Source organism: Caballeronia eucalypticola (assembly GCF_047608185.1).
Classification (GTDB): Bacteria; Pseudomonadota; Gammaproteobacteria; order Burkholderiales; family Burkholderiaceae; genus Caballeronia.
On sequence record NZ_JBLKRU010000046.1, the window covers coordinates 1 to 19920 of the forward strand.

General features: G+C 59.7%; 21 protein-coding genes. 14 read left to right on the top strand and 7 right to left on the bottom strand.

Annotation, left to right across the window (positions count from 1 at the left end):
• Positions 1-248: hypothetical protein (locus tag ACMX25_RS33130; protein ID WP_414954123.1), on the top strand; the 248-nt coding region annotated here is incomplete at its 5' end.
• Here ACMX25_RS33130 and ACMX25_RS33135 read toward each other — a convergent pair.
• Entirely contained in the window at positions 235-1011 is a 777-nt protein-coding gene (locus ACMX25_RS33135; protein WP_414954124.1) for an enoyl-CoA hydratase, read from the bottom strand. The two genes, ACMX25_RS33130 and ACMX25_RS33135, sit on opposite strands and share 14 nt — an antisense overlap.
• Before the next feature lie 131 nt (positions 1012-1142).
• Between ACMX25_RS33135 and paaN the strand changes: the two genes are divergently transcribed.
• From paaN to paaK, 4 genes are all read left to right on the top strand, one after another.
• Positions 1143-2852, top strand: a complete 1710-nt coding sequence (gene paaN, locus ACMX25_RS33140) for a phenylacetic acid degradation protein PaaN (RefSeq protein WP_414954125.1) — start codon at positions 1143-1145, stop codon at positions 2850-2852.
• A gap of 120 nt (positions 2853-2972) precedes the next feature.
• On the top strand, positions 2973-3770 hold the full coding sequence (paaG, locus tag ACMX25_RS33145) for a 2-(1,2-epoxy-1,2-dihydrophenyl)acetyl-CoA isomerase PaaG (protein ID WP_414954126.1): 798 nt from the start codon (positions 2973-2975) through the stop codon (positions 3768-3770).
• Between the two features lie 33 nt (positions 3771-3803).
• Positions 3804-4235, top strand: coding sequence for a hydroxyphenylacetyl-CoA thioesterase PaaI (gene paaI / locus ACMX25_RS33150; protein WP_414954127.1), 432 nt, complete (start codon positions 3804-3806; stop codon positions 4233-4235).
• A gap of 81 nt (positions 4236-4316) precedes the next feature.
• On the top strand, positions 4317-5621 hold the full coding sequence (gene paaK / locus ACMX25_RS33155; RefSeq protein WP_414954128.1) for a phenylacetate--CoA ligase PaaK: 1305 nt from the start codon (positions 4317-4319) through the stop codon (positions 5619-5621).
• 165 nt (positions 5622-5786) lie between these two features.
• Here paaK and mltA read toward each other — a convergent pair whose 3' ends face one another.
• The gene (gene mltA, locus ACMX25_RS33160) at positions 5787-6953 is read right to left on the bottom strand and encodes a murein transglycosylase A (protein WP_414954129.1); all 1167 of its coding nucleotides are present in this window, start codon (positions 6951-6953) and stop codon (positions 5787-5789) included.
• On the opposite strand from mltA, the gene ACMX25_RS33165 reads away from it, so the two are divergent.
• Positions 6952-7074 (top strand): hypothetical protein, encoded by a 123-nt coding sequence (locus ACMX25_RS33165; RefSeq protein ID WP_047898369.1) that lies wholly within the window; start codon positions 6952-6954, stop codon positions 7072-7074. The two genes, mltA and ACMX25_RS33165, sit on opposite strands and share 2 nt — an antisense overlap.
• Before the next feature lie 46 nt (positions 7075-7120).
• Here ACMX25_RS33165 and apaG read toward each other — a convergent pair whose 3' ends face one another.
• Positions 7121-7495, bottom strand: a complete 375-nt coding sequence (gene apaG, locus ACMX25_RS33170) for a Co2+/Mg2+ efflux protein ApaG (protein WP_299719001.1) — start codon at positions 7493-7495, stop codon at positions 7121-7123.
• A 292-nt stretch (positions 7496-7787) separates the two neighbouring features.
• Here apaG and rpe point away from each other — a divergent pair, with 292 nt between their 5' ends.
• From rpe to ACMX25_RS33210, 8 genes are all read left to right on the top strand, one after another.
• Entirely contained in the window at positions 7788-8483 is a 696-nt protein-coding gene (rpe, locus tag ACMX25_RS33175; protein WP_414954130.1) for a ribulose-phosphate 3-epimerase, read from the top strand.
• A complete protein-coding gene (locus tag ACMX25_RS33180) occupies positions 8480-9229 on the top strand; it encodes a phosphoglycolate phosphatase (RefSeq protein ID WP_414954131.1) in 750 nt (249 codons plus the stop codon). Before rpe ends, ACMX25_RS33180 begins: the two co-directional genes overlap by 4 nt.
• 405 nt (positions 9230-9634) lie before the next feature.
• Positions 9635-11131 carry an anthranilate synthase component I gene (trpE, locus tag ACMX25_RS33185; protein ID WP_414954132.1) on the top strand — a complete coding sequence of 499 codons (1497 nt, stop codon included), beginning with the start codon at positions 9635-9637 and terminating at the stop codon, positions 11129-11131.
• 14 nt (positions 11132-11145) lie between these two features.
• Positions 11146-11730: an aminodeoxychorismate/anthranilate synthase component II gene (locus ACMX25_RS33190; RefSeq protein WP_414954133.1), complete on the top strand. Its 585-nt coding sequence runs from the start codon at positions 11146-11148 to the stop codon at positions 11728-11730.
• A gap of 14 nt (positions 11731-11744) precedes the next feature.
• On the top strand, positions 11745-12776 hold the full coding sequence (gene trpD, locus ACMX25_RS33195; protein ID WP_414954134.1) for an anthranilate phosphoribosyltransferase: 1032 nt from the start codon (positions 11745-11747) through the stop codon (positions 12774-12776).
• A gap of 12 nt (positions 12777-12788) precedes the next feature.
• Entirely contained in the window at positions 12789-13574 is a 786-nt protein-coding gene (gene trpC, locus ACMX25_RS33200) for an indole-3-glycerol phosphate synthase TrpC (RefSeq protein ID WP_414954135.1), read from the top strand.
• Positions 13575-13595: 21 nt separating this feature from the next.
• Positions 13596-14252, top strand: coding sequence for a CYTH domain-containing protein (locus tag ACMX25_RS33205; RefSeq protein WP_414954136.1), 657 nt, complete (start codon positions 13596-13598; stop codon positions 14250-14252).
• The gene (locus tag ACMX25_RS33210) at positions 14249-15022 is read left to right on the top strand and encodes a uracil-DNA glycosylase (protein ID WP_414954137.1); all 774 of its coding nucleotides are present in this window, start codon (positions 14249-14251) and stop codon (positions 15020-15022) included. Before ACMX25_RS33205 ends, ACMX25_RS33210 begins: the two co-directional genes overlap by 4 nt.
• A gap of 65 nt (positions 15023-15087) precedes the next feature.
• Here the strand turns inward: ACMX25_RS33210 and ACMX25_RS33215 are convergent, their stop codons facing one another.
• From ACMX25_RS33215 to ACMX25_RS33230, 4 genes are all read right to left on the bottom strand, one after another.
• Positions 15088-15684: an FMN-dependent NADH-azoreductase gene (locus tag ACMX25_RS33215; protein WP_414954138.1), complete on the bottom strand. Its 597-nt coding sequence runs from the start codon at positions 15682-15684 to the stop codon at positions 15088-15090.
• A gap of 147 nt (positions 15685-15831) precedes the next feature.
• A complete protein-coding gene (locus ACMX25_RS33220; protein WP_414954139.1) occupies positions 15832-17631 on the bottom strand; it encodes a M61 family metallopeptidase in 1800 nt (599 codons plus the stop codon).
• Positions 17632-17787: 156 nt separating this feature from the next.
• Positions 17788-18519, bottom strand: a complete 732-nt coding sequence (locus tag ACMX25_RS33225) for a DsbC family protein (RefSeq protein ID WP_414954140.1) — start codon at positions 18517-18519, stop codon at positions 17788-17790.
• A gap of 60 nt (positions 18520-18579) precedes the next feature.
• On the bottom strand, positions 18580-19752 hold the full coding sequence (locus ACMX25_RS33230; protein WP_414954141.1) for a UbiH/UbiF family hydroxylase: 1173 nt from the start codon (positions 19750-19752) through the stop codon (positions 18580-18582).
• Positions 19753-19920: the final 168 nt, after the last annotated feature.

The following is a 19920-nucleotide window of genomic DNA, read 5'->3' on the forward strand; positions in this document are numbered from 1 at the left end:
GCATCTGCAGCACAGAAACGAGATTATGTCCTGCGTTTCGCTTTTCGTCAACAGGTTTTTTACTCAACCCCGACTTTCCGATTCGCTGCGAAGCCCGTCCTGCTTGGCTTTGCGGCATCCTCTTAAACGATACGCCATCTGCACTTTCTCACTTCCCTTCGCCTCTTCGTGAAGCGAAGGAACGGAATTCTAGTGCCCGTTTCTCACTCGCGCAAGGGGTTCATGAAAAGAATTTCAGCGGTGCTTAAAAACCGGTTTGCGCTTTTCGACAAACGCGGCCATTCCTTCCTTCTGATCTTCAGTAGCGAAGAGCGAATGAAACATGCGCCGCTCGAAGTGAACTCCTTCTGCCAACGTGGATTCGTATGCGCGATTAACAGACTCTTTTGCCATCATTACCGCTGGCAGTGAGAAGCTCGCGATTGTCGATGCAGCTTCCATTGCTTCATCTAATAAGCTTGCCACCGGAACAACGCGGGATACCAACCCTGCGCGCTCCGCCTCCTCGGCGCCCATCATGCGCGCGGTCAGGCACATGTCCATTGCCTTCGCTTTCGACACTGCACGCGGCAGACGCTGCGTGCCGCCGGCGCCTGGAATCACGCCAAGCTTGATCTCAGGTTGACCGAACTTGGCGGTATCCGCGGCAATGATGATGTCGCACATCATGGCTAGCTCACATCCCCCACCCAGCGCGAAGCCTGACACAGCGGCAATGATTGGCTTGCGAATAGTGCGCACCGTTTCCCAATTGCGCGTGATGTAGTCGCCCTTGAACGTGTCCATATAGGAATAGCCGGCCATCATCCCGATATCCGCTCCCGCTGCGAACGCCTTTTCGCTACCGGTCAGCACGATCGCGCCGATGTTCTCGTCGGCATCGAATTGCTTCAGCACGATGCCGAGCTCATCCATCAGGGCATCGTTTAGCGCGTTCAGCGCCTTGGGCCGGTTCAGCGTGATCAAGCCGACTCGTCCGCGGACTTCGGTCAATAGATTCTCGTAAGCCATCCATTCCTCCTATGTGAACTCGCGCGAAAAACGCTTCGCGCACGCGTCTCAAAATGCTAACATTCGCAAACCAACCGGTCGGTCAATTAATTGACCGAGCCTCCATCATTGTCACTTTCCCCTTGCCGCCCATGACACATCCACTATTCACGAAGCACGAAGCAACGCTCAATCAAGCGCTTGCCGCCATTGCAACCCGTGCCTACTGGACACCGTTTCCCGAAATGCCAAGTCCCAAAGTGTACGGCGAAACAGCAAATCCGGACGGCGAGGCGGCCTTCAAAGCACACCTGAACCGGACGTTCGATCTGGACCAACCGACCAGCGGCGAAACGGTTGGCAATGAGCGTTCGCCCTTTGGAATCGCGCTCGGGATTCGTTATCCCAAAGTGAGCGTCGACACGCTGCTGGCCGCATCCGTCGCGGCTCAAAGCCGGTGGCGTGCGGCAGGTCCTGACGCGTGGGTGGGCGTAAGTCTCGAAATATTGACCCGACTGAATAAGGCGAGCTTCGAGATCGGCTATAGCGTAATGCACACGACCGGACAGGCCTTCATGATGGCCTTCCAGGCAGGCGGCCCGCATGCGCAGGATCGCGCGCTCGAAGCGGTAGCCTACGCATGGGATGAGCTTCGCAGAATTCCCGCCGACGCTTATTGGGAAAAGCCCCAAGGCAAAAATCCTCCGCTCGCGATGCACAAGTGTTTCACCGTCGTGCCGCGCGGCACGGGTGTCGTCCTCGGTTGCTGCACATTCCCCACGTGGAATGGCTATCCGGGCATGTTCGCCGATCTGGCCACGGGTAACACGGTGATCGTCAAACCGCATCCGGGCGCGATCTTGCCGCTGGCTATTACCGTGCGCATCGCTCGCGACGTTCTGCGTGAAGCCGGATTCGATCCGAACGTGGTCACGCTGCTTGCGACCGAAGCCAACGACGGCACCCTCGTTCAAGATCTTGCGCTGCGCCCCGAAGTCAAGCTGATCGATTTCACCGGCAGCACGCAAAACGGCAACTGGCTCGAGCGCAATGCGCATCAGGCGCAGGTTTATACAGAGAAGGCCGGCGTCAATCAGATCGTGATTGATTCCGTCGATAACCTCAAAGCTGTTGCCGGAAATATCGCGTTCTCCCTGGCGTTGTACTCCGGGCAAATGTGCACGGCGCCGCAAAACATCTATGTGCCACGCGACGGCATCCACACAGCCGAAGGCCACATGAGCTTCGACGACGTCGCGAAGACGCTCGCGGCTGCCGTCGAAAAGCTGGTCTCCGATCCAGCCCGCGCCGTCGAATTGACAGGCGCCATTCAGAATGATGGCGTAATGGCTCGCATTGCCGACGCCCTGCAACTCGGTGAAGTGCTGACGGATAGTCAATCGCTTGCTCATCCCGCGTTCCCTGATGCTCACGTACGGACTCCCCTCATGTTGAAAATGGACGTTCGCGCCGACGCAGCAAAATTCACGCAGGAATGGTTTGGCCCAATCTCGTTTGTCATTGCTACGGACTCGACGGCACAGTCACTCGATCTGGCAGGATCGATTGCCGCCGAACATGGCGCGCTCACGTTCTCCGTGTACAGCACCGACGATGCAGTAATCGAAGCAGCCTACGATGCAGCGATTCGCGGCGGCGTCGCGCTCTCGATCAACTTGACGGGTGGCGTGTTCGTCAACCAGACGGCGGCGTATTCGGACTTCCACGGCACCGGCGCTAATCCCGCAGCGAACTCAGCGTTGTCCGATGCAGCGTACGTGGCGAACCGCTTCCGCGTGGTCCAAAGCAGGGTGCATGTTGCACCGAAGACCGCGCCCGCAACAGCTGGCCAAACGGCATAGGTGCCCAGAGCGCAACGTCGCCCGGAGACGTAGGCCATCTGGCCGAATGGAAAGCGGCGGCAGGCGCGGCTAGTATCGAAGGCATGCGTATTTGCACAACGTAGCGAGCAAGGAGACACCATGTCCGACAACGGCAATTCAATCGTTATCCATATCGACGCCAGCACGCACGTCGCTACATTGACGCTGAACCGTCCCGACAAGCTGAACAGCTTCACACGGACGATGCATGAAGAATTGAGCAAAGCGCTCGATCAGGTAGAAGGAAGTAACGCCCGAGCATTGGTGATCACGGGCGCAGGCCGCGGTTTTTGCGCGGGCCAGGATCTCGCGGATCTTGATTTCACGCCTGGAGCGATGACCAACCTGGGAGCGCTGATCGACCGTTACTTCAATCCGCTCGTGCGACGCCTGCAGGCGTCGCCGCTGCCCGTGATTGCCGCCGTCAACGGTATAGCGGCCGGTGCGGGAGCGAATCTCGCCATGGCGTGCGACCTGATCGTAGCGGCGCGTTCAGCGAGTTTCGTCCAGGCTTTTGTGAAGATCGGACTGGTGCCGGATTCCGGCGGCACGTGGCTTTTGCCACGGCGCGTAGGTGAAGCACGGGCGCTGGGCCTTGCGTTGACTGGCGACAAGCTGGGTGCCGAACAAGCTGAAGCGTGGGGATTGGTATGGAAAGTGGTCGACGACGAGCAATTGCAGAGCGCGACGCTGAAGCTTGCTACGCAACTTGCGCAACAACCCGCCAAGGCCATCGCTGCGATCAAGCACTCGATCCGCGCCGCCGCGAACAACACGCTCGATCAGCAGCTCGATCTGGAGCGCGACGTTCAACGCGAACTGGGTGACTCGCACGACTATGCCGAGGGTGTCGCCGCCTTCAAGGAAAAACGTGCTCCCCGCTTCGACGGCCTTTGAAACGCAAAAAGAAAACTCCGGGAGAACGCAGCAATGACGCCTGAAGAACTCGCCAACGCGACCGCGCAAGCCATGTACGAAGCCGATGCATGCAGCCGTGCACTCGGCCTCGAACTCAAGGAAGTTCGCCCGGGGTACGCGTGCATGCAGATGAACGTCCGTGGTGACTTTCTGAACGGTCACGGCATCTGCCACGGCGGACTCATTTTCACGCTTGCCGACTCCACGTTTGCGTTTGCCTGCAACTCGTACAACATCAATACGGTCGCGGCAGGCTGTTCCATCGAATTTCTGCGTGCAGTGAAGGGCGGCGACCGCTTGTCGGCAGAGGCGGTCGAACAATCGCTGACCGGGCGAACCGGGATCTACGACATTCGCGTCACGAACCGTGAAGGCGAAACGGTCGCCATGTTCCGAGGCAAGTCATCGCAGATAAAGGGCACCCTGGTGCCCGTGAAATCCTGATCCTGATTCACTCTACAAAATACAGCGCCCAGACGAACTCGATTCGGGCCGTTGACTGACGATCAAGAAAGGAGACATTCGATGAACACCGCGCTTCCGCTGGACCCGATCGAGACGGCCAGCCGCGACGAACTAATGGCGCTGCAACTCGAACGCCTCAAGTGGTCGCTTGCCCACGCGTATGAAAATTCGCCGGTGTACCGACGCAAGTTCGACGAAGCGGGCGTGCACCCGGATGACATCAAAACCCTGGCCGACTTGGCGCGCTTCCCGTTCACGACAAAGAAGGATCTCCGCGATAACTATCCGTACGGCATGTTCGCCGTTCCGCACGACCAGATTTCGCGAATCCACGCATCGTCGGGAACAACGGGCAAGCCGACCGTGGTTGGCTACACGGCGAAGGACATCGACACCTGGGCAAATCTCGTCGCGCGTTCCATCCGGGCTGCGGGCGCCCGCCGTGGAGACAAAGTTCACGTCAGTTACGGCTATGGTTTATTCACGGGCGGCCTCGGCGCTCACTACGGCGCCGAGCGCGCGGGTTTGACGGTGATCCCGTTTGGTGGCGGCCAGACTGAAAAGCAAGTGCAACTAATTCAGGATTTCCGTCCCGACATTATCATGGTGACGCCCAGCTACATGCTGTCGATCGCCGACGAACTCGAACGCCAGGGCGTTCATCCTGCTGATTGCTCGCTGCGCATCGGGATCTTCGGCGCCGAGCCCTGGACGAACGACATGCGCACAGCGATCGAGAAGCGGATGGGCATTGACGCTGTCGATATATACGGACTATCGGAAGTAATGGGACCGGGGGTGGCGTCGGAGTGTGTCGAGACGAAGGACGGCCCAACGATCTGGGAAGATCATTTCTATCCTGAGATCATCGATCCTGAGACCGGCGAGGTCTTGCCAGACGGCGAGCTGGGCGAACTCGTATTCACTTCACTGACCAAGGAAGCGCTGCCAATCGTCCGCTATCGGACTCGCGATCTCACACGGCTTTTGCCCGGCACCGCGCGAACCATGCGTCGGATGGAAAAGATTACGGGGCGCTCGGACGACATGATGATCGTGCGCGGCGTGAATGTTTTCCCCACGCAGATTGAAGAGTTACTGCTCAAACAACACGCACTCGCACCGCACTATCAGATTGTGCTGACGAAGGAAGGACCGCTCGATGTGCTCACGCTGAATGTCGAACCCTGTCCTGAAACGGCCCCGGATACGAGTGTTCTCGATCAGGCCAAAGCCGCGCTCACTCATGACATCAAGGCGTTGATCGGTGTGAGCGCAGTGGTTCAGGTGCTGGGTGTGAACGGTATTGAGAGGTCGGTTGGAAAAGCGCGGCGCGTGATCGACCAGCGAAAAATGGCGAGCTGACTCTGCAAGCGGCGCCCACATCCGAGGCTCGAATTTCCATTTGGTCCACTCGCGATTGATCGATCCGCCGAAAGCAGCGAACTGATTGCGTAAGTGCCGGCGCAAAGCCGGCGCTTTCAATTTTCGTTGCGACGGCTCCAAACAAAACAAAACGAAACAACCCGTCTACGAATTCGGCAGCAGCAGCCACATCCTGCCGGCCTGCTTCATCCGGCCAGCGAGATCTCCGGCATCGTCGCCCAAACCCCAGAAATAATCCGCGCGCACGCCGCCCTTGATCGCGCTGCCCGTGTCCTGGGCGAACACCAGCCGATTCATCGGCGAATTGCTTAACGGGCGGGTGGTCTGCAAGAAAACCGGGGTGCCGAGCGGGATGGAGGACGGATCGACGGCGATCGAACGTTCGGGTGTAAGCGGCACCCCCAGCGCACCTACCGGCCCGGTTCCCACCCCAGCCGCCAGCGTTTCCGTGCCCGGCATCTCGCGGAAAAACACAAAGCGCGGATTGACGTCGAGCAATGCATCGACACGCGACGGATTCGCTTTCGCCCACGCCTTGATACCTTGCATGGTGGCCTGTGCAGGCGTGAGTTCACGCCGGTCCAGCAATTCACGCCCGATCGATTTGTACGGCTGGTTGTTAGTCCCGCCAAAACCAACGCGCATCGTGGTCCCGTCTTCCATCACGACTTGTCCCGAGCCCTGGATCTGCAGGAAGAACGCTTCGATAGGATCGTCGACCCACACCAGTTCGTTGCCGTTCAACGCACCCGAACTTTCAAGCTGGGCGCGCGTCGGCAGTGCCGCGCCAGGTTTGAAGCGATACGGCCATCGATACAAAGCGTATTGATAAGGCCCGTGACGCGAACGCGAACCGCGCAGTAAAGGCTCGTAGTAACCGGTCACGAGACCATCGAGCGTGCCGTCGGTGTTGGCCAACTGAAATGGCGTGAAATACGCCTCGAAGAATTCGCGGGCAGCGTTCATGTCTAGATCGTCAAGCCGCTGCGCCGCTGCGCACGCTCGGCGCCACGCGGGCTGTTGAGCGAGACGGCTGCAGTTCTGGCGCATCGCGGCGGTTGCGCCAAGGAGCGAATCGTCCTGCCAGCCGGGCACCTGCTGCCAGCTCACCGCGGTCAGGCGATTAGCCGCGCGCTGTCCCGTGATGATCGGGGCGCCGGTGGGCGGCGCAAGAGACCCGGACTTGATAGCGCCGCCGCCTCCGCACGAAGCGAGCAGGACGGCTGCTGTGATCGACGCCGCCCAACCCGCCAATCCGGCGAGCGAGCGAGTGAAACGCATACAATGTTCGTTCTTGATGAGAACCGCCATGTCTGATCTATTCGACGAATACCCAATGCTTATTTTTGCGCTCGAGTCTCTCGTGGCGCTGCTTCTGCTGATCTTTATCGTCGTGTGGACGGCGTCGGGCAAGAAGAAAAATAGGCGCTAGGGAGAAACGCAAGCGCCATCACAGCACGTGCTTCAGCGCTACCGGTTCAATGCAGCGTACGCGGCATGTGCAACGAAAACTCGGCAACTGGCGCTTCGAAACGCTCGCCGTCTTCGGCTACGCAAAAATACGAACCGCGCATGGTGCCGACGGGCGTTGCAATGACGGCCCAGCTTGTGTATTCGAATTTCTCGCCCGGCGGCAGCAACGGCTGATTGCCGACCACGCCAAGTCCCTTTACTTCCTGAACCACGTCGTCGCTATCCGTGATGATCCAGTGGCGCGAGATCAGTTGGGCCGCGACCTGGCCGGTGTTCCGGATGGTCAGGGTGTAGGCGAACGCAAACTGGTGCGCGTCCGGTTCCGATTGTTCGGGAAGATATTGCGTCTGGACGGATACACTGAATTCATACTGGCTCATCGCTTTTCCAATTCAAAAATGTGCTGCGCGGGTTCGACCCCTACCCCCTTGGGGACAGAGGACCGGCGCGGGTTGCGCGAATTTATTTGCGTGAACGCAGGTGACGCATTCTGCTTGATGCAGCCGGTGCCCGCAACAGAACGCCACCGTGCGCAAGGTCTTTGTCATACACGCGAAACGCCTGCGGAAGGCCACGGGACGGGACACAAGACGAGACGTAGGCCATTCGGTCAGCGGTCAAAAACGTCATCACGCTGTAAAATGCAATTTCCGCTCGCAACCGGCCGACGTCATGACGCAATTTCGCCTGTCCCCCAGTATCTTGTCCGCCGACTTCGCCATTCTCGGCGAAGAGGTCCGCAATGTGGTCGCCGCTGGCGCAGACTGGATTCACTTCGACGTGATGGACAACCATTACGTTCCGAACCTGACGATCGGCCCCATGGTCTGCGAGGCGCTGCGACCGCATACAGACGTTCCTATCGACGTGCATCTGATGGTGCGGCCGGTCGATCGTATCGTGCCGGATTTCGCGAAGGCCGGTGCTAATGTGATCAGCTTTCACCCACAAGGTTCGGATCATATCGATCGCACGCTTTCGCTAATCCGCGACCACGGCTGCAAGGCGGGCCTTGTGTTCAACCCGGCCACGTCGCTCAATCATCTTGACCACGTGATGGACAAGGTCGACCTGGTGCTGATCATGTCGGTGAATCCGGGCTTTGGCGGACAATCGTTCATTCCGGAAGCGCTTAACAAGCTGCGCGAGGCGCGTCGGCGTATCGACGAATACCGCGAGCGGACCGGACGCGAGATTCATCTCGAAGTGGACGGCGGCGTCAAAATTGACAACATCCGGGAAATTGCTGAAGCTGGCGCGGACACCTTTGTGGCCGGTTCCGCCATTTTCGGTCATCACAATTATCACGACGTGATTGCGCAAATGCGCGCTGAACTGGCCAAAGTGAACACGGGGGAAGCGCGATGAGCGAACTGACGGCAGAGCTTCCCGCGTTCACGAACAAAACGCTGCGCGCGGCGATCATTGATCTCGACGGCACGATGGTCGACACCGCCGACGATTTCGTCGCGGCTCTCAACGGCATGCTGGCGCGGCTTGGCACGAAGGCCACGGATCGCGACGAAGTCATTGGCTATATCGGCAAGGGGTCGGAGAACCTGATCCGCTGCGTGCTGGCCGTGCGGTTTTCAGCACTTGAAGCAAGCACGAAGTTCGACGATGCGATCGCGATCTATCAGACGGAATACGCACGCATCAACGGCCAGCATTCCAGCCTGTTTCCCGAAGTCACGGAAGGCCTGAAAGCGCTGCGGGATCTGGGATTGCCGCTGGCCTGCGTGACAAACAAGCCGCATCGGTTCGCGGTCGAATTGCTGACGAAATTCGGTCTGGCCGAATACTTCAAGGTCGTGCTCGGCGGCGATTCCGTCCCGCAAAAAAAACCGGATCCGACGCCTATGCTGATTGCCTGCGAGCGGCTGGACGTGCTGCCGCGCGAAGCTGTAGCCATTGGCGACTCGGAGAATGACGCGCTGGCGGGGCGTGCCGCGGGCATGGCGACGCTGACGGTGCCTTACGGTTATAACCACGGCAAACCTGTGCATCTGGTGAAATCCGATGGTATAGTTTCTTCCCTGCTAGCCGCCGCACAGGCAATAGCAGCAACCATGGCCGCGCCCGCTGCACCCGGCGCGACAACATCGACTGACTAGTTCAATCCTCATGTTTCTGAACAAAAAACGGAGTCTGAGCAGCATCGACCGGGGAGCCTGGCCCTGGCGCCGCTGGTCGCGCTAACCTCGCCCGAGGGTCGCTGAAGCTCATCTTCGGCAACCGTTTTTTGTTTCGCTGCGCATTCCGCGCGCCGATCCCGCCGAGTTTTTACGTTGATGCCTGGCCTGAGCCGCATCATTCGCTATGCCCAAACTTCGTTTTGTGGCCGTACCGTGTGCAAACGCGGCTACAGTCGGAACGATCGGGACAGCGCGTGAAGCTTCCGGCAATGCACAAATGAAAGCGATGAAAGCGAAATTCGCGCCGTGCGGTAAATTGTCCGCAACGCCCAGTGTGTGCTCGATGTCGCCAAATCCAACAAGCGACACGTAAAGGATCAGAACATGACCGAACTCGAATTCCAATCGCTGGCGAATGAAGGTTTCAACCGCATTCCGCTAATCGCCGAGGCGCTTGCCGACCTCGAAACGCCGCTTTCGCTTTATCTTAAGCTGGCTCAAACCGAGCGCAACGGCGCCAACTCGTTCCTGCTGGAATCAGTGGTGGGCGGCGAACGCTTCGGGCGTTACTCGTTTATCGGCTTGCCGGCCCGCACCATGATTCGCGTGCAAAACGGCGTGTCCGAAGTCGTAAAGGACGGCAATGTCATCGAAACGAGCGAAGCTGATCCGCTGACATTTATCGAAGAATTTCAGAAGCGCTTCAAGATTGCGCAGCGCCCGGGACTGCCCCGTTTTTGCGGCGGCCTGGCCGGGTATTTCGGTTATGACGCCGTGCGTTATATCGAAAAGAAGCTGGCCCATTCGGCTCCGCGCGACGATCTCGGCCTGCCCGATATCCAGTTGTTGCTGACCGAGGAAATGGCGGTTATCGATAACCTCGCCGGCAAGCTTTATCTGATCGTCTACGCCGATCCAACCGCGCCCGAAGCTTTTACCAAAGCCAAACAGCGTCTGCGCGAATTGCGCGCGCGTTTGCGCACGACTGTGCAACCGCCGGTGACGTCGGCGAGCGTGCGCACGGAGACGTATCGAGAGTTTGCGAAGGACGATTACCTGAACGCGGTGCGCAAGGCGAAGGAATACATCGCGGCGGGCGAATTGATGCAGGTTCAGGTGGGCCAGCGGCTCGTGAAGCCATTCCGCGATAACCCGCTCTCGCTGTATCGGGCGTTGCGCTCGCTGAATCCATCGCCGTATATGTATTACTACAACTTCGGCGGCGAATTCCATGTGGTGGGGGCATCGCCGGAAATTCTGGTGCGTCAGGAAAAGCGCGGCGACGAACGCATCGTCACAATTCGCCCGCTCGCTGGAACGCGGCCGCGCGGCAACACGCCCGAACGCGATGCCGAACTCGCGACCGAATTGCTGAATGACCCGAAGGAAGTGGCCGAACACGTGATGCTGATCGACCTGGCGCGTAACGACGTCGGGCGGATTGCCCAAACGGGATCGGTCGTGGTGACGGACAAGCTGGCGATCGAAAAGTACTCGCACGTCCAGCATATTGTGAGTTCGGTTGAAGGCAAGCTGAAACCCGGCACGACGAATTTCGACGTGCTGCGCGCCACTTTCCCGGCTGGCACGTTGTCGGGCGCGCCGAAAGTGCGTGCGATGCAAATCATCGACGAGCTGGAGCCGGTGAAACGCGGACTGTACGGCGGCGCTTGCGGTTATCTTTCGTTCACCGGCGAGATGGATCTCGCCATCGCGATCCGCACCGGTCTCATTCACAAGGGCAATTTGTACGTGCAGGCGGCAGCGGGTGTCGTCGCGGATTCAGTGCCCGAGTCGGAATGGCAGGAGACGGAGAACAAGGCGCGAGCAGTGCTGCGCGCCGCCGAGCAGGTGCAAGACGGCCTCGATAGCGACTTCTGATCCGGAGACAAATCATGCTGCTGACGATCGATAACTACGATTCGTTCACCTATAACCTGGTTCAGTATTTCGGCGAACTGGGTGAGGACGTACACACGTACCGCAACGACGAAATTACCCTCGATGAAATCGCGAAGCTGAATCCCGAGCGGATCTGCCTTTCGCCGGGGCCGAGCAATCCGCAACACGCGGGCATCACACTCGACGTGCTGCGCGAATTCTCCGGAAAAATCCCTATTCTGGGCGTTTGCCTCGGCCATCAGGCGATTGGCGAGGCGTTCGGCGGACGCGTGGTGCGCGCGCAAACCATCATGCACGGCAAGGTGAGCACTATTGAAACCGATGGCCGCGGCGTGTTTGCCGATCTGCCGAAACACTTCAGCGTGACGCGTTATCACTCGCTCGCGATCGAGCGTGAATCGCTGCCGGATTGCCTGGAAATATCGGCGTGGACGCCTGACGGCGAAATCATGGGCGTCCGCCACAAGGAACTCGCGGTCGAGGGCGTCCAATTCCACCCGGAATCCATTTTGTCCGAGCACGGCCACGCGCTGCTCGAAAACTTCGTCAAGAGCCCGGCGCAAGGCATTCGCGCGTGAACCGAGATCCGATCATGACTATTACGGCCCAGGAAGCATTGCAACGGACGATCGAGCATCGCGAGATTTTCCACGACGAAATGCTGCACCTGATGCGCATGATCATGCGCGGCCAGATGTCGCCGGTGATGTCCGCCGCGATCATCACGGGGTTGCGCGTGAAGAAGGAAACCATCGGGGAGATCGCGGCGGCGGCCACCGTGATGCGCGAGTTTGCGAATCACGTGAGCGTGCCGGACAGCGACAATCTCGTCGATATCGTCGGAACGGGCGGCGACGGTTCGCACACTTTCAACATCTCGACGGCCACCATGTTTGTCACGGCGGCCGCGGGCGCGAAAGTCGCGAAGCACGGTAATCGCGGGGTATCGAGTAAATCGGGCAGCGCGGATGTGCTTGAGGCGCTGGGCGTGAATATCGATCTGCAGCCGGAACAAGTGGCGCAATCCATTGCCGAAACGGGCATGGGTTTCATGTTTGCGCCGAACCATCATCCGGCGATGAAAAACATCGCGCCGGTGCGTCGAGAACTCGGCGTGCGGACGATTTTCAACATTCTCGGTCCGCTGACCAATCCGGCAGGCGCACCGAATCAGTTGATGGGCGTGTTCCATGAAGATCTCGTCGGCATTCAGGTACGCGTGATGCAACGCCTGGGCGCCAAGCACGTGCTGGTCGTGTACGGCAAGGACGGCATGGACGAGGTATCGCTGGGGGCGGCAACGGTGGTGGGCGAATTGCGCAACGGCGAAGTGCGCGAGTATGAAATTCACCCGGAAGACTTCGGCCTGCAGATGGTGTCGAACCGGACGCTGAAGGTGGCCGACGCGCAGGAATCGAAGACCATGCTGCTCGGCGCGCTGAACAACAAGCCGTGCGTCGCGCGCGAAATCGTGACGTTGAATGCGGGCACGGCGCTATACGCGGCCAACGTGGCGGAATCGATTGAAGCCGGCATGGCCCTCGCGAAAGAGGTGATCGCGAGCGGGCAAGCGCGTGAAAAAGTCGATGAACTCGTGCGCTTCACGCAGCAATTCGCCAAATAGAGAGACCTGGAAATGAGTGACATTCTCGATCGCATCATTGAAGTCAAACGCAGCGAAGTTCGCATGGCGCAGGAAAGCGTCTCGTTGGAAGAAATGCGTTTGCAGGCGAGCGCGCGCGACTCGCGCGATTTCGTCGGCGCCTTGCGCGCGAAGCATGCTGAGGGGAAACCGGCGATCATCGCGGAAGTGAAGAAAGCGAGCCCGTCGAAGGGCGTGATTCGCGAAAACTTCGTCCCCGCCGAGATCGCGCAATCGTATGAAAAAGGCGGCGCCGCGTGTTTGTCGGTGCTGACCGACGTGCAGTTCTTCAAGGGCAGCGTTGCTCATCTTGAAGAAGCGCGCGCCGCGTGCAGCCTGCCGGTTCTGCGCAAGGACTTCATGGTCGATCCGTATCAGGTCCTGGAAGCCCGCGCGATGGGCGCCGATTGCATCCTGCTGATCGCCGCCGCGCTGCAGACTTCGCAAATGCAGGATCTGGAAGCGTACGCGCACTCGCTCGGGTTGGCGGTGCTCGTGGAGGTTCACGATCGCGACGAACTGGAACAATCGCTCACCTTGAAGACGCCGTTAATCGGGGTCAATAATCGCAACCTTCGCACGTTCGAAACGTCGATTGAAACGACCATCGGCATGCTGGACATGGTTCCCGAAGACCGTATAGTGGTGACCGAATCGGGCATTCTGAGCCGTGTCGATGTCGACCGGCTACGCGCCATGGACGTGCAAACCTTCCTGGTCGGCGAAGCGTTCATGCGCGCAGACGATCCCGGTACCGAACTGGCGCGAATGTTCTTCTGATGCTGTTGCAGGGAGTTTATTTTGGGTATTGAACGCGAGATCAAACTGGCGCTACCAACGTCCGAACACGGCGAGATAGCGAAGGACCTGACGAAACGCACGGGTCAGGAAGGCCGCAAGATTCAGCTGACCAACGTCTACTTCGACACCCCCGGCCGTGCGCTCGCAAAAGCGAAAAGTGCAGTGCGTCTGCGCGGTACACCGGATCAGTGGCTGCAAACGTACAAGACGGCGGGAGAATCAGCGGGCGGTTTGCATAACCGGCATGAATGGGAACAGCCCGTCGCTGGCGCGGCCCTGGAAATCCCCGCCTTGCTTGAAATCTGCGACGACGAACAAGCTGCCAACGCGCTCAGCAATGCCGCGCCCGAATTGATCGCCCTGTTCCGCACTGATTTCTCACGCGTGATCTGGGATGTTGAAATTGACGGTGCGAAGATCGAAGCGGCGCTGGACCTTGGTGAGGTCGTGGCTGAGGTAGACGGCGAGCGCCTGACCACGCCGATCAGCGAACTCGAGCTAGAGCTGAAATCCGGCAACGAGGAAGCATTGAACTCGCTTGCGGCACAAATGCGTGGCGCATTCCTGTATCTCCAGCCTGAAGATGCCAGCAAGGCGCGCCGCGGCTACGACCTGTGCGAGCCCAAAGCGCCCGGCTCCAACGGCGGCGTCAAATGAGTCAGGCGTCACTCTTTGAAGCTGAGGCATCGAAAGCCCGGCCGTTTGCGTCGTTGGAAAGTCAGTTCGACGCATTGCCGGCGGACTGGCGCAAACATCTGAAGACGTTCATCGAAAGTCCGCATTGCGCCGCGTTGTGTGCGTTCGTCGATGCCGAGCGCGCCGCCGGTAAGACCGTATATCCCGCCGATGTCTTCCGCGCCTTGCGCTTGACGCGTCCCGGCGACGTGAAGGTCGTGATCCTCGGACAAGATCCGTATCACGGCGAAGATCGTGGCGCGCCACAAGCTCACGGCCTGGCGTTTTCGGTGCCGGCGCCGGTTCGGCCGCCGCCATCGTTGAAAAATATCTTCAAGGAAATCAACGCCAGCTTGGGCTTTGCAGCGCCTGCTCACGGTTGCCTCGATGCCTGGGCGCAACAAGGCGTGCTGTTGCTGAACACATCGTTGACGGTGGAACGCGATAAAGCCGGCAGTCACGCCAAGCGCGGCTGGGAGCATTGCACCGACACGCTGATTCACGAACTTGCCCTTCGGCATGAACATCTCGTGTTCATGCTTTGGGGGGCGCATGCACAGGCGAAACGGGGGTTGATCGCGTCGGCGGTGGCGTCCGGGAAAGCGCATTGCGTGCTGGAGGCGCCCCACCCTTCGCCGCTGTCAGCACATCGCGGTTTTCTGGGTTGCGGACATTTTGTGGCAGCGAATACGTATCTGGAGCAACACGGACGAGGGGCCATTGACTGGCGATTACCTGACGCTCTCGCATAAAAAAACCCGCCGATGTCTCACGACACGGCGGGTTTTTTACAACGGTCCAGAGCTACTTCACAAGCTTACAGCGCGGCGATCGAGTCGCGGGCCGTAGCCAAAGCAGCGCCGGCAGCGTCCGGGCCCATTGCCAGGCCTTCGGCAAAGATGAAGCTGACGTCGGTCATGCCCAGGAAACCGAGGAACGACTTCAGATACGGCGTTTGCGAATCGTTCGGCGTGCCGCTGTATTTGCCGCCGCGTGCCGACACAACAATCACCTTCTTGCCCGTTACCAGACCTTCCGGGCCGTTCGCGCCGTACTTGAACGTGATGCCTGCGCGCGCGATCCAGTCGAAGTAAGCCTTCAATTGCGACGAAATGCCGAAGTTGTACATCGGTGCTGCGATCACGACCACGTCAGCTGCTTGCAGTTCGGCGATCAGCGCTTCGCTCTTCGCGTGGATGGTGTTCTGCTCAGGCGTGCGCGCGTCGGCGGGCGTGAAGAATGCGCCGAGCGTGGCATCGTCGAGGTGGGGGATGTTGTCGGAGAGAAGATTGCGCACGACAAGCTTCGCACCCGGATGCGCTTGCTGCAGCTTCGCCGACACTTCGTCAGCCAGCAACGTGGATTGGGCGCCTTGCGAGCGTGCAGCGGAATTGATTTGAAGAATGGTCGTCATGATGATTCCTGTGTCTGTTGAGTTCGAGCACGGATCGCGCTCTGACAGGACGCATTCTTCTTTTTTACGACGCCAGGAACAAGCTGTGCACTCGTGACGGATTGTTGCAGCAATAGAACAATCCGCCTTTGGTGCTGCTTTTGGCGTTCAACCTTTCAGCCAGCGTTCGCGCCATTGCTTCGACGGACCACCTCCATCGGCTGTGGACAGCACATAACGCGATACTTCTGGCGGATCGAGTTTGACCTGTGCGACGCGCAGTTCGTCGCGCCGGAATGCGTGCACCTCCACCTTCGCGCCGGGCAAATAGCGCGAAAGCAGCGTGTCGAGATTCGATCCCGTGACACGCAAGCCATCGACTGCGACCAGCACGTCACCCGCCGACAAACCCGCCTTCTGCGCCGCACTGTTCTCGTGGACGGCCGCGAGCACGCAGTCCGCGCCGTTGCGAATCCGCGCGCCGAACGACGGTTTCGCCGCTGTGCCGTTGGTCGCCACATCGGGCGCGAACGTAATGCCGAAGGGCTCGAACAGAGTATCGAGCGGCAGATCGCGCGTGCCGTGAACGCCCTCGCGGAACAGCTTTTTCAGGTCCGCGCCAGTAGCTTCGGCAAACAAGGCTTCCACTTCGCTTTCTTCGATACCCCGCGCCTTGCCGTGATAAAAATCGCGGCCGTAACGTTGCCACAAGAGTCGCATGACGTCGTCGAGTGACTTCTTGCCTTCGGTTTGCGCGCGGATCGACAGGTCGAAAGCGAGCGCGACGAGCGAACCCTTCTGGTAATAGCTGACGATCGCGTTCGCCGCGTTTTCGTCCTGCCGATAATATTTGACCCACGCATCGAACGAACTTTCAGCCACGGTCTGCTTGAACCGGCCCGACCCGCGCAGCACGCCGCCGAGTGTCTTGCCCAAGAGCGAAAAGTATTCGCTCGCGCTGATGAGGCCGCTGCGCACGAGCATCAGGTCGTCGTAGTACGACGTGAAACCCTCGAACAGCCACAGCAACGACGTGTAATTTTCTTGCGATAAATCGTACGGCGCGAACGCAGCCGGCTTGATCCGCTTCACGTTCCACGTATGGAAATACTCGTGGCTGCAAAGACCCAGATACGTCCGATAACCCTCCGTCACATCCGGGCGTCCGGTAACGGGCAAATCAGCGCGATTGCAGATCAACGCCGTCGATGCACGATGTTCCAGGCCGCCGTAACCATCGGCGACGGCGACTGTCATGAACACATAACGATCAACCGGCGACTTCTTCGTACGCGGTTCGAACAACGCAATTTGCGATTCGCAAACCCGCTTGAGGTCGGTTTCCAGGCGGTGCATATCGAGTCCGGTCACCCGGCCTGAGATCACGATGTCGTGCTTCGCGCCGTAGGCATCGAAGGAACCGAGCGCGAACTCGCCCAGCGTCACCGGATGATCGATCAGCGCGTCGTAGTTCGGCGCTTCATACGCGCCGAAGCCGTAGCGCCTCGTGCCGCGGGCCTCGGGCAAGGCCGTCGCCACGCGCCAGTTCGCGTATTGCGCGCCCGCAGGCTTTTGAATGTCGACGATGCAGGGCGCATCCGCCTGCCCTTCCACCGCGAGGAACACGCTCGTGCCGTTGAAAAAGCCGATGGTGTCGTCGAGATGCGCTGCCCGCACCGACAAGTCCCAGCCGTAGACCTCGTAGCGCAGCGTGATCGGACCATCGTGCGGCGCGGTCGCCCAAGCGTGCTTGTCGGTTTTATCGATGACGAGCTTGCGGCCGGCCGCGTTGAACGCCTGCAGCGTCACGATATTCCGGGCGAATTCGCGAATCATGTAACTACCCGGAATCCACACGGGCAACACGAAACGCTGACCCGATGGATCGGGTTGCGCGACGGTCAAGGTCACTTCGAACAAATGCGCAGCGGGGTTTTTCGGAACGATGGTGTAACGGATGGCGTTCATGCGTCGAGGTCCTTTTATTCTTGTAGCTGGGCGTGATCGTGTGGCCCGGAATTCAGCGGCTTTTAAAACGCTCATGGCGCAATGAGTCGAGCCCCAACGCCATGAAAGCGAAAGAGGCGCATCGCGCGCCTCCTTCGTCGTTGGTCGAATAGTCGTTTAGCGAACCGCGGACAATTCCTTCTCCAGCCGATCGGCTGGCACCGCGCCGGGCAAGCGGCGTCCATCGGCCAGGAAAACCGTCGGCGTGCCGGTGACGTTCATCGACTGGCCGAGCTTCAGGTTCTTGTCGATGGCGGCCGTGTCGCAGCTAGAGGCGGCGGTCGGTGCCGTGTGGTCGAGCATCCAGCCTTCCCACGCGCCCGAGCGGTCCTTCGAACACCAGATCGACTTCGACTTGACTGTCGAATCCGGCGACAAAACCGGGTACAGGAAGGTGTAGACGGTGACGTTATCGACGGACTTGAGCGTGGTTTCCAACTGCTTGCAATACGGGCAATTCGGATCGGAGAACACCGCGATCTTGCGCGCGCCCGTGCCCTTCACCACTTTGACCGCGTTCTCGAACGGCAGCTTCGCGAAGTCGATCTTGTTCGTTTCCGCCAGACGCGCTTCCGTGATGTTCGTGCGCGTGCGCGTGTCCACCAGATCGCCCATCAGCAGATAGTTGCCGGTGGCGTCCGTGTAGACGATCTGCGCGCCGAGGTTGACTTCGTAGAGGCCCGGAACCGGCGACTTCGCGACGCTTTTGATGTCAGCGTCGCCAATGCGCGATTGCAGCGTGGACTTGATCTTGTCGGTGGTCTGATCGGCTTGAGCCGCGATGCCGATACCAAACACCGCGGCCAGCGTGGCAGCAGCGACCAGAGCGCGGCGAAGAGTGATTTTCATTCGAGTTTCCGTCAATCTTGAAGTAAGTGGGACGTTCTTGGGCAAGTCTTTTGGCCGGCCTTAACCAAGCGCCGCGGACACAAGCCAGCGTTTGACAAGCGGTTGTGCACCCACGAGCGCCATGCCGGTGTTGCGCAGCCCGCGAGCGAGCGTGCCTGGCATGGCGAAGAGTTTCTGCAGGCCGTCGCAGGCGAGCGTCAATTTCTGGATGTCCTCGCGACGGGTGCGTTCGTATCGGCGCAATAAAACGGGGTCGCCGGCCAAACGAAATGCTTCCTTGTTGGCGAGGGTTTCGGCCAGCGCGGCGACATCGCGCAAACCCAGGTTCATGCCCTGGCCCGCCAACGGATGAATCAGATGCGCGGCGTCGCCAACCAGCGCCACACGCGGGCCAATCAAGCGGTCCACGGTTTGCAGCGCGAGCGGAAAGCCCTGCGCCGGCGTCACGCATTCGAGCGCGCCGAGCATGTTTTGCGTGGCCTTTTCGACCTCCGCCGCGAGTTGGGCGGGATCGAGTTGCAGGAGGGTATCGGCGTGTTCGGTCTTAGCGGACCACACGAGCGAAACGTGATCGCCGGGCAACGGCAATAACGCAATGATCTCGCCATCGCGAAACCACTGGTATGCCGTCTCGCCGTGCGGTTTTTCGCACTTGAAGTTCGCCACCACACCCGTCTGCCGATAATCCCGGCGCTGCATCTTCGCGCCCGTCTGCGCCCGCACCCAGGAATGCGCGCCGTCCGCGCCAACCACCAGATCCGCTTCGAGCGTGTCGCCGTTTGCAAGGGTCAGATGAGCGGCGTCATCGTGGATGGTCAGACCTTGGGCGCGCGAATCGAACCACGTGAGGTTCGGCTGGAAACGCAGTGCGGCATCTAAAGACCGTTCGATCAACGACGATTCCACGATCCACGCCAATTGCGGCACAGCGGCCTGGAATGCGGAGAAATGCAGCTCGGCGAAAGCATCGCCGAACACACGCATGTCCAGCACTGGCCCGAGTTTGTCGCGATCCAGCGCCTGCCAGATGCGCAGCCGTTCCAGCAGCGCCTGCGAACTCGATGAAAGCGCGTAGATGCGGGAATCGAAGCTGTCGGCGGCGGGCGCGGCAGCAGCGGGCGTTGCCAGCAGCGCCGTGCGCAGGCCGGATTGCGTCAGCGCAAGCGCCGCCGTCTTGCCGACAAGGCCGCCGCCGACCACAACCGCATGAAAATTTCTTGAGTGGAAAGTCATGGATCCATTATAGCTGCCGGGGTATTTCGAGATTCGATGCGCAATGCGGTGTTTCAACGGCTGCGACAGCCCGGACAGCCCGGCAGCGACCTTCCCGCCTGCCCAGCCGACCCGGCCGTGGCGCTACAATAGCGGTTTTTCCGGCCCGCACGACGTGGCCGCCCGCTA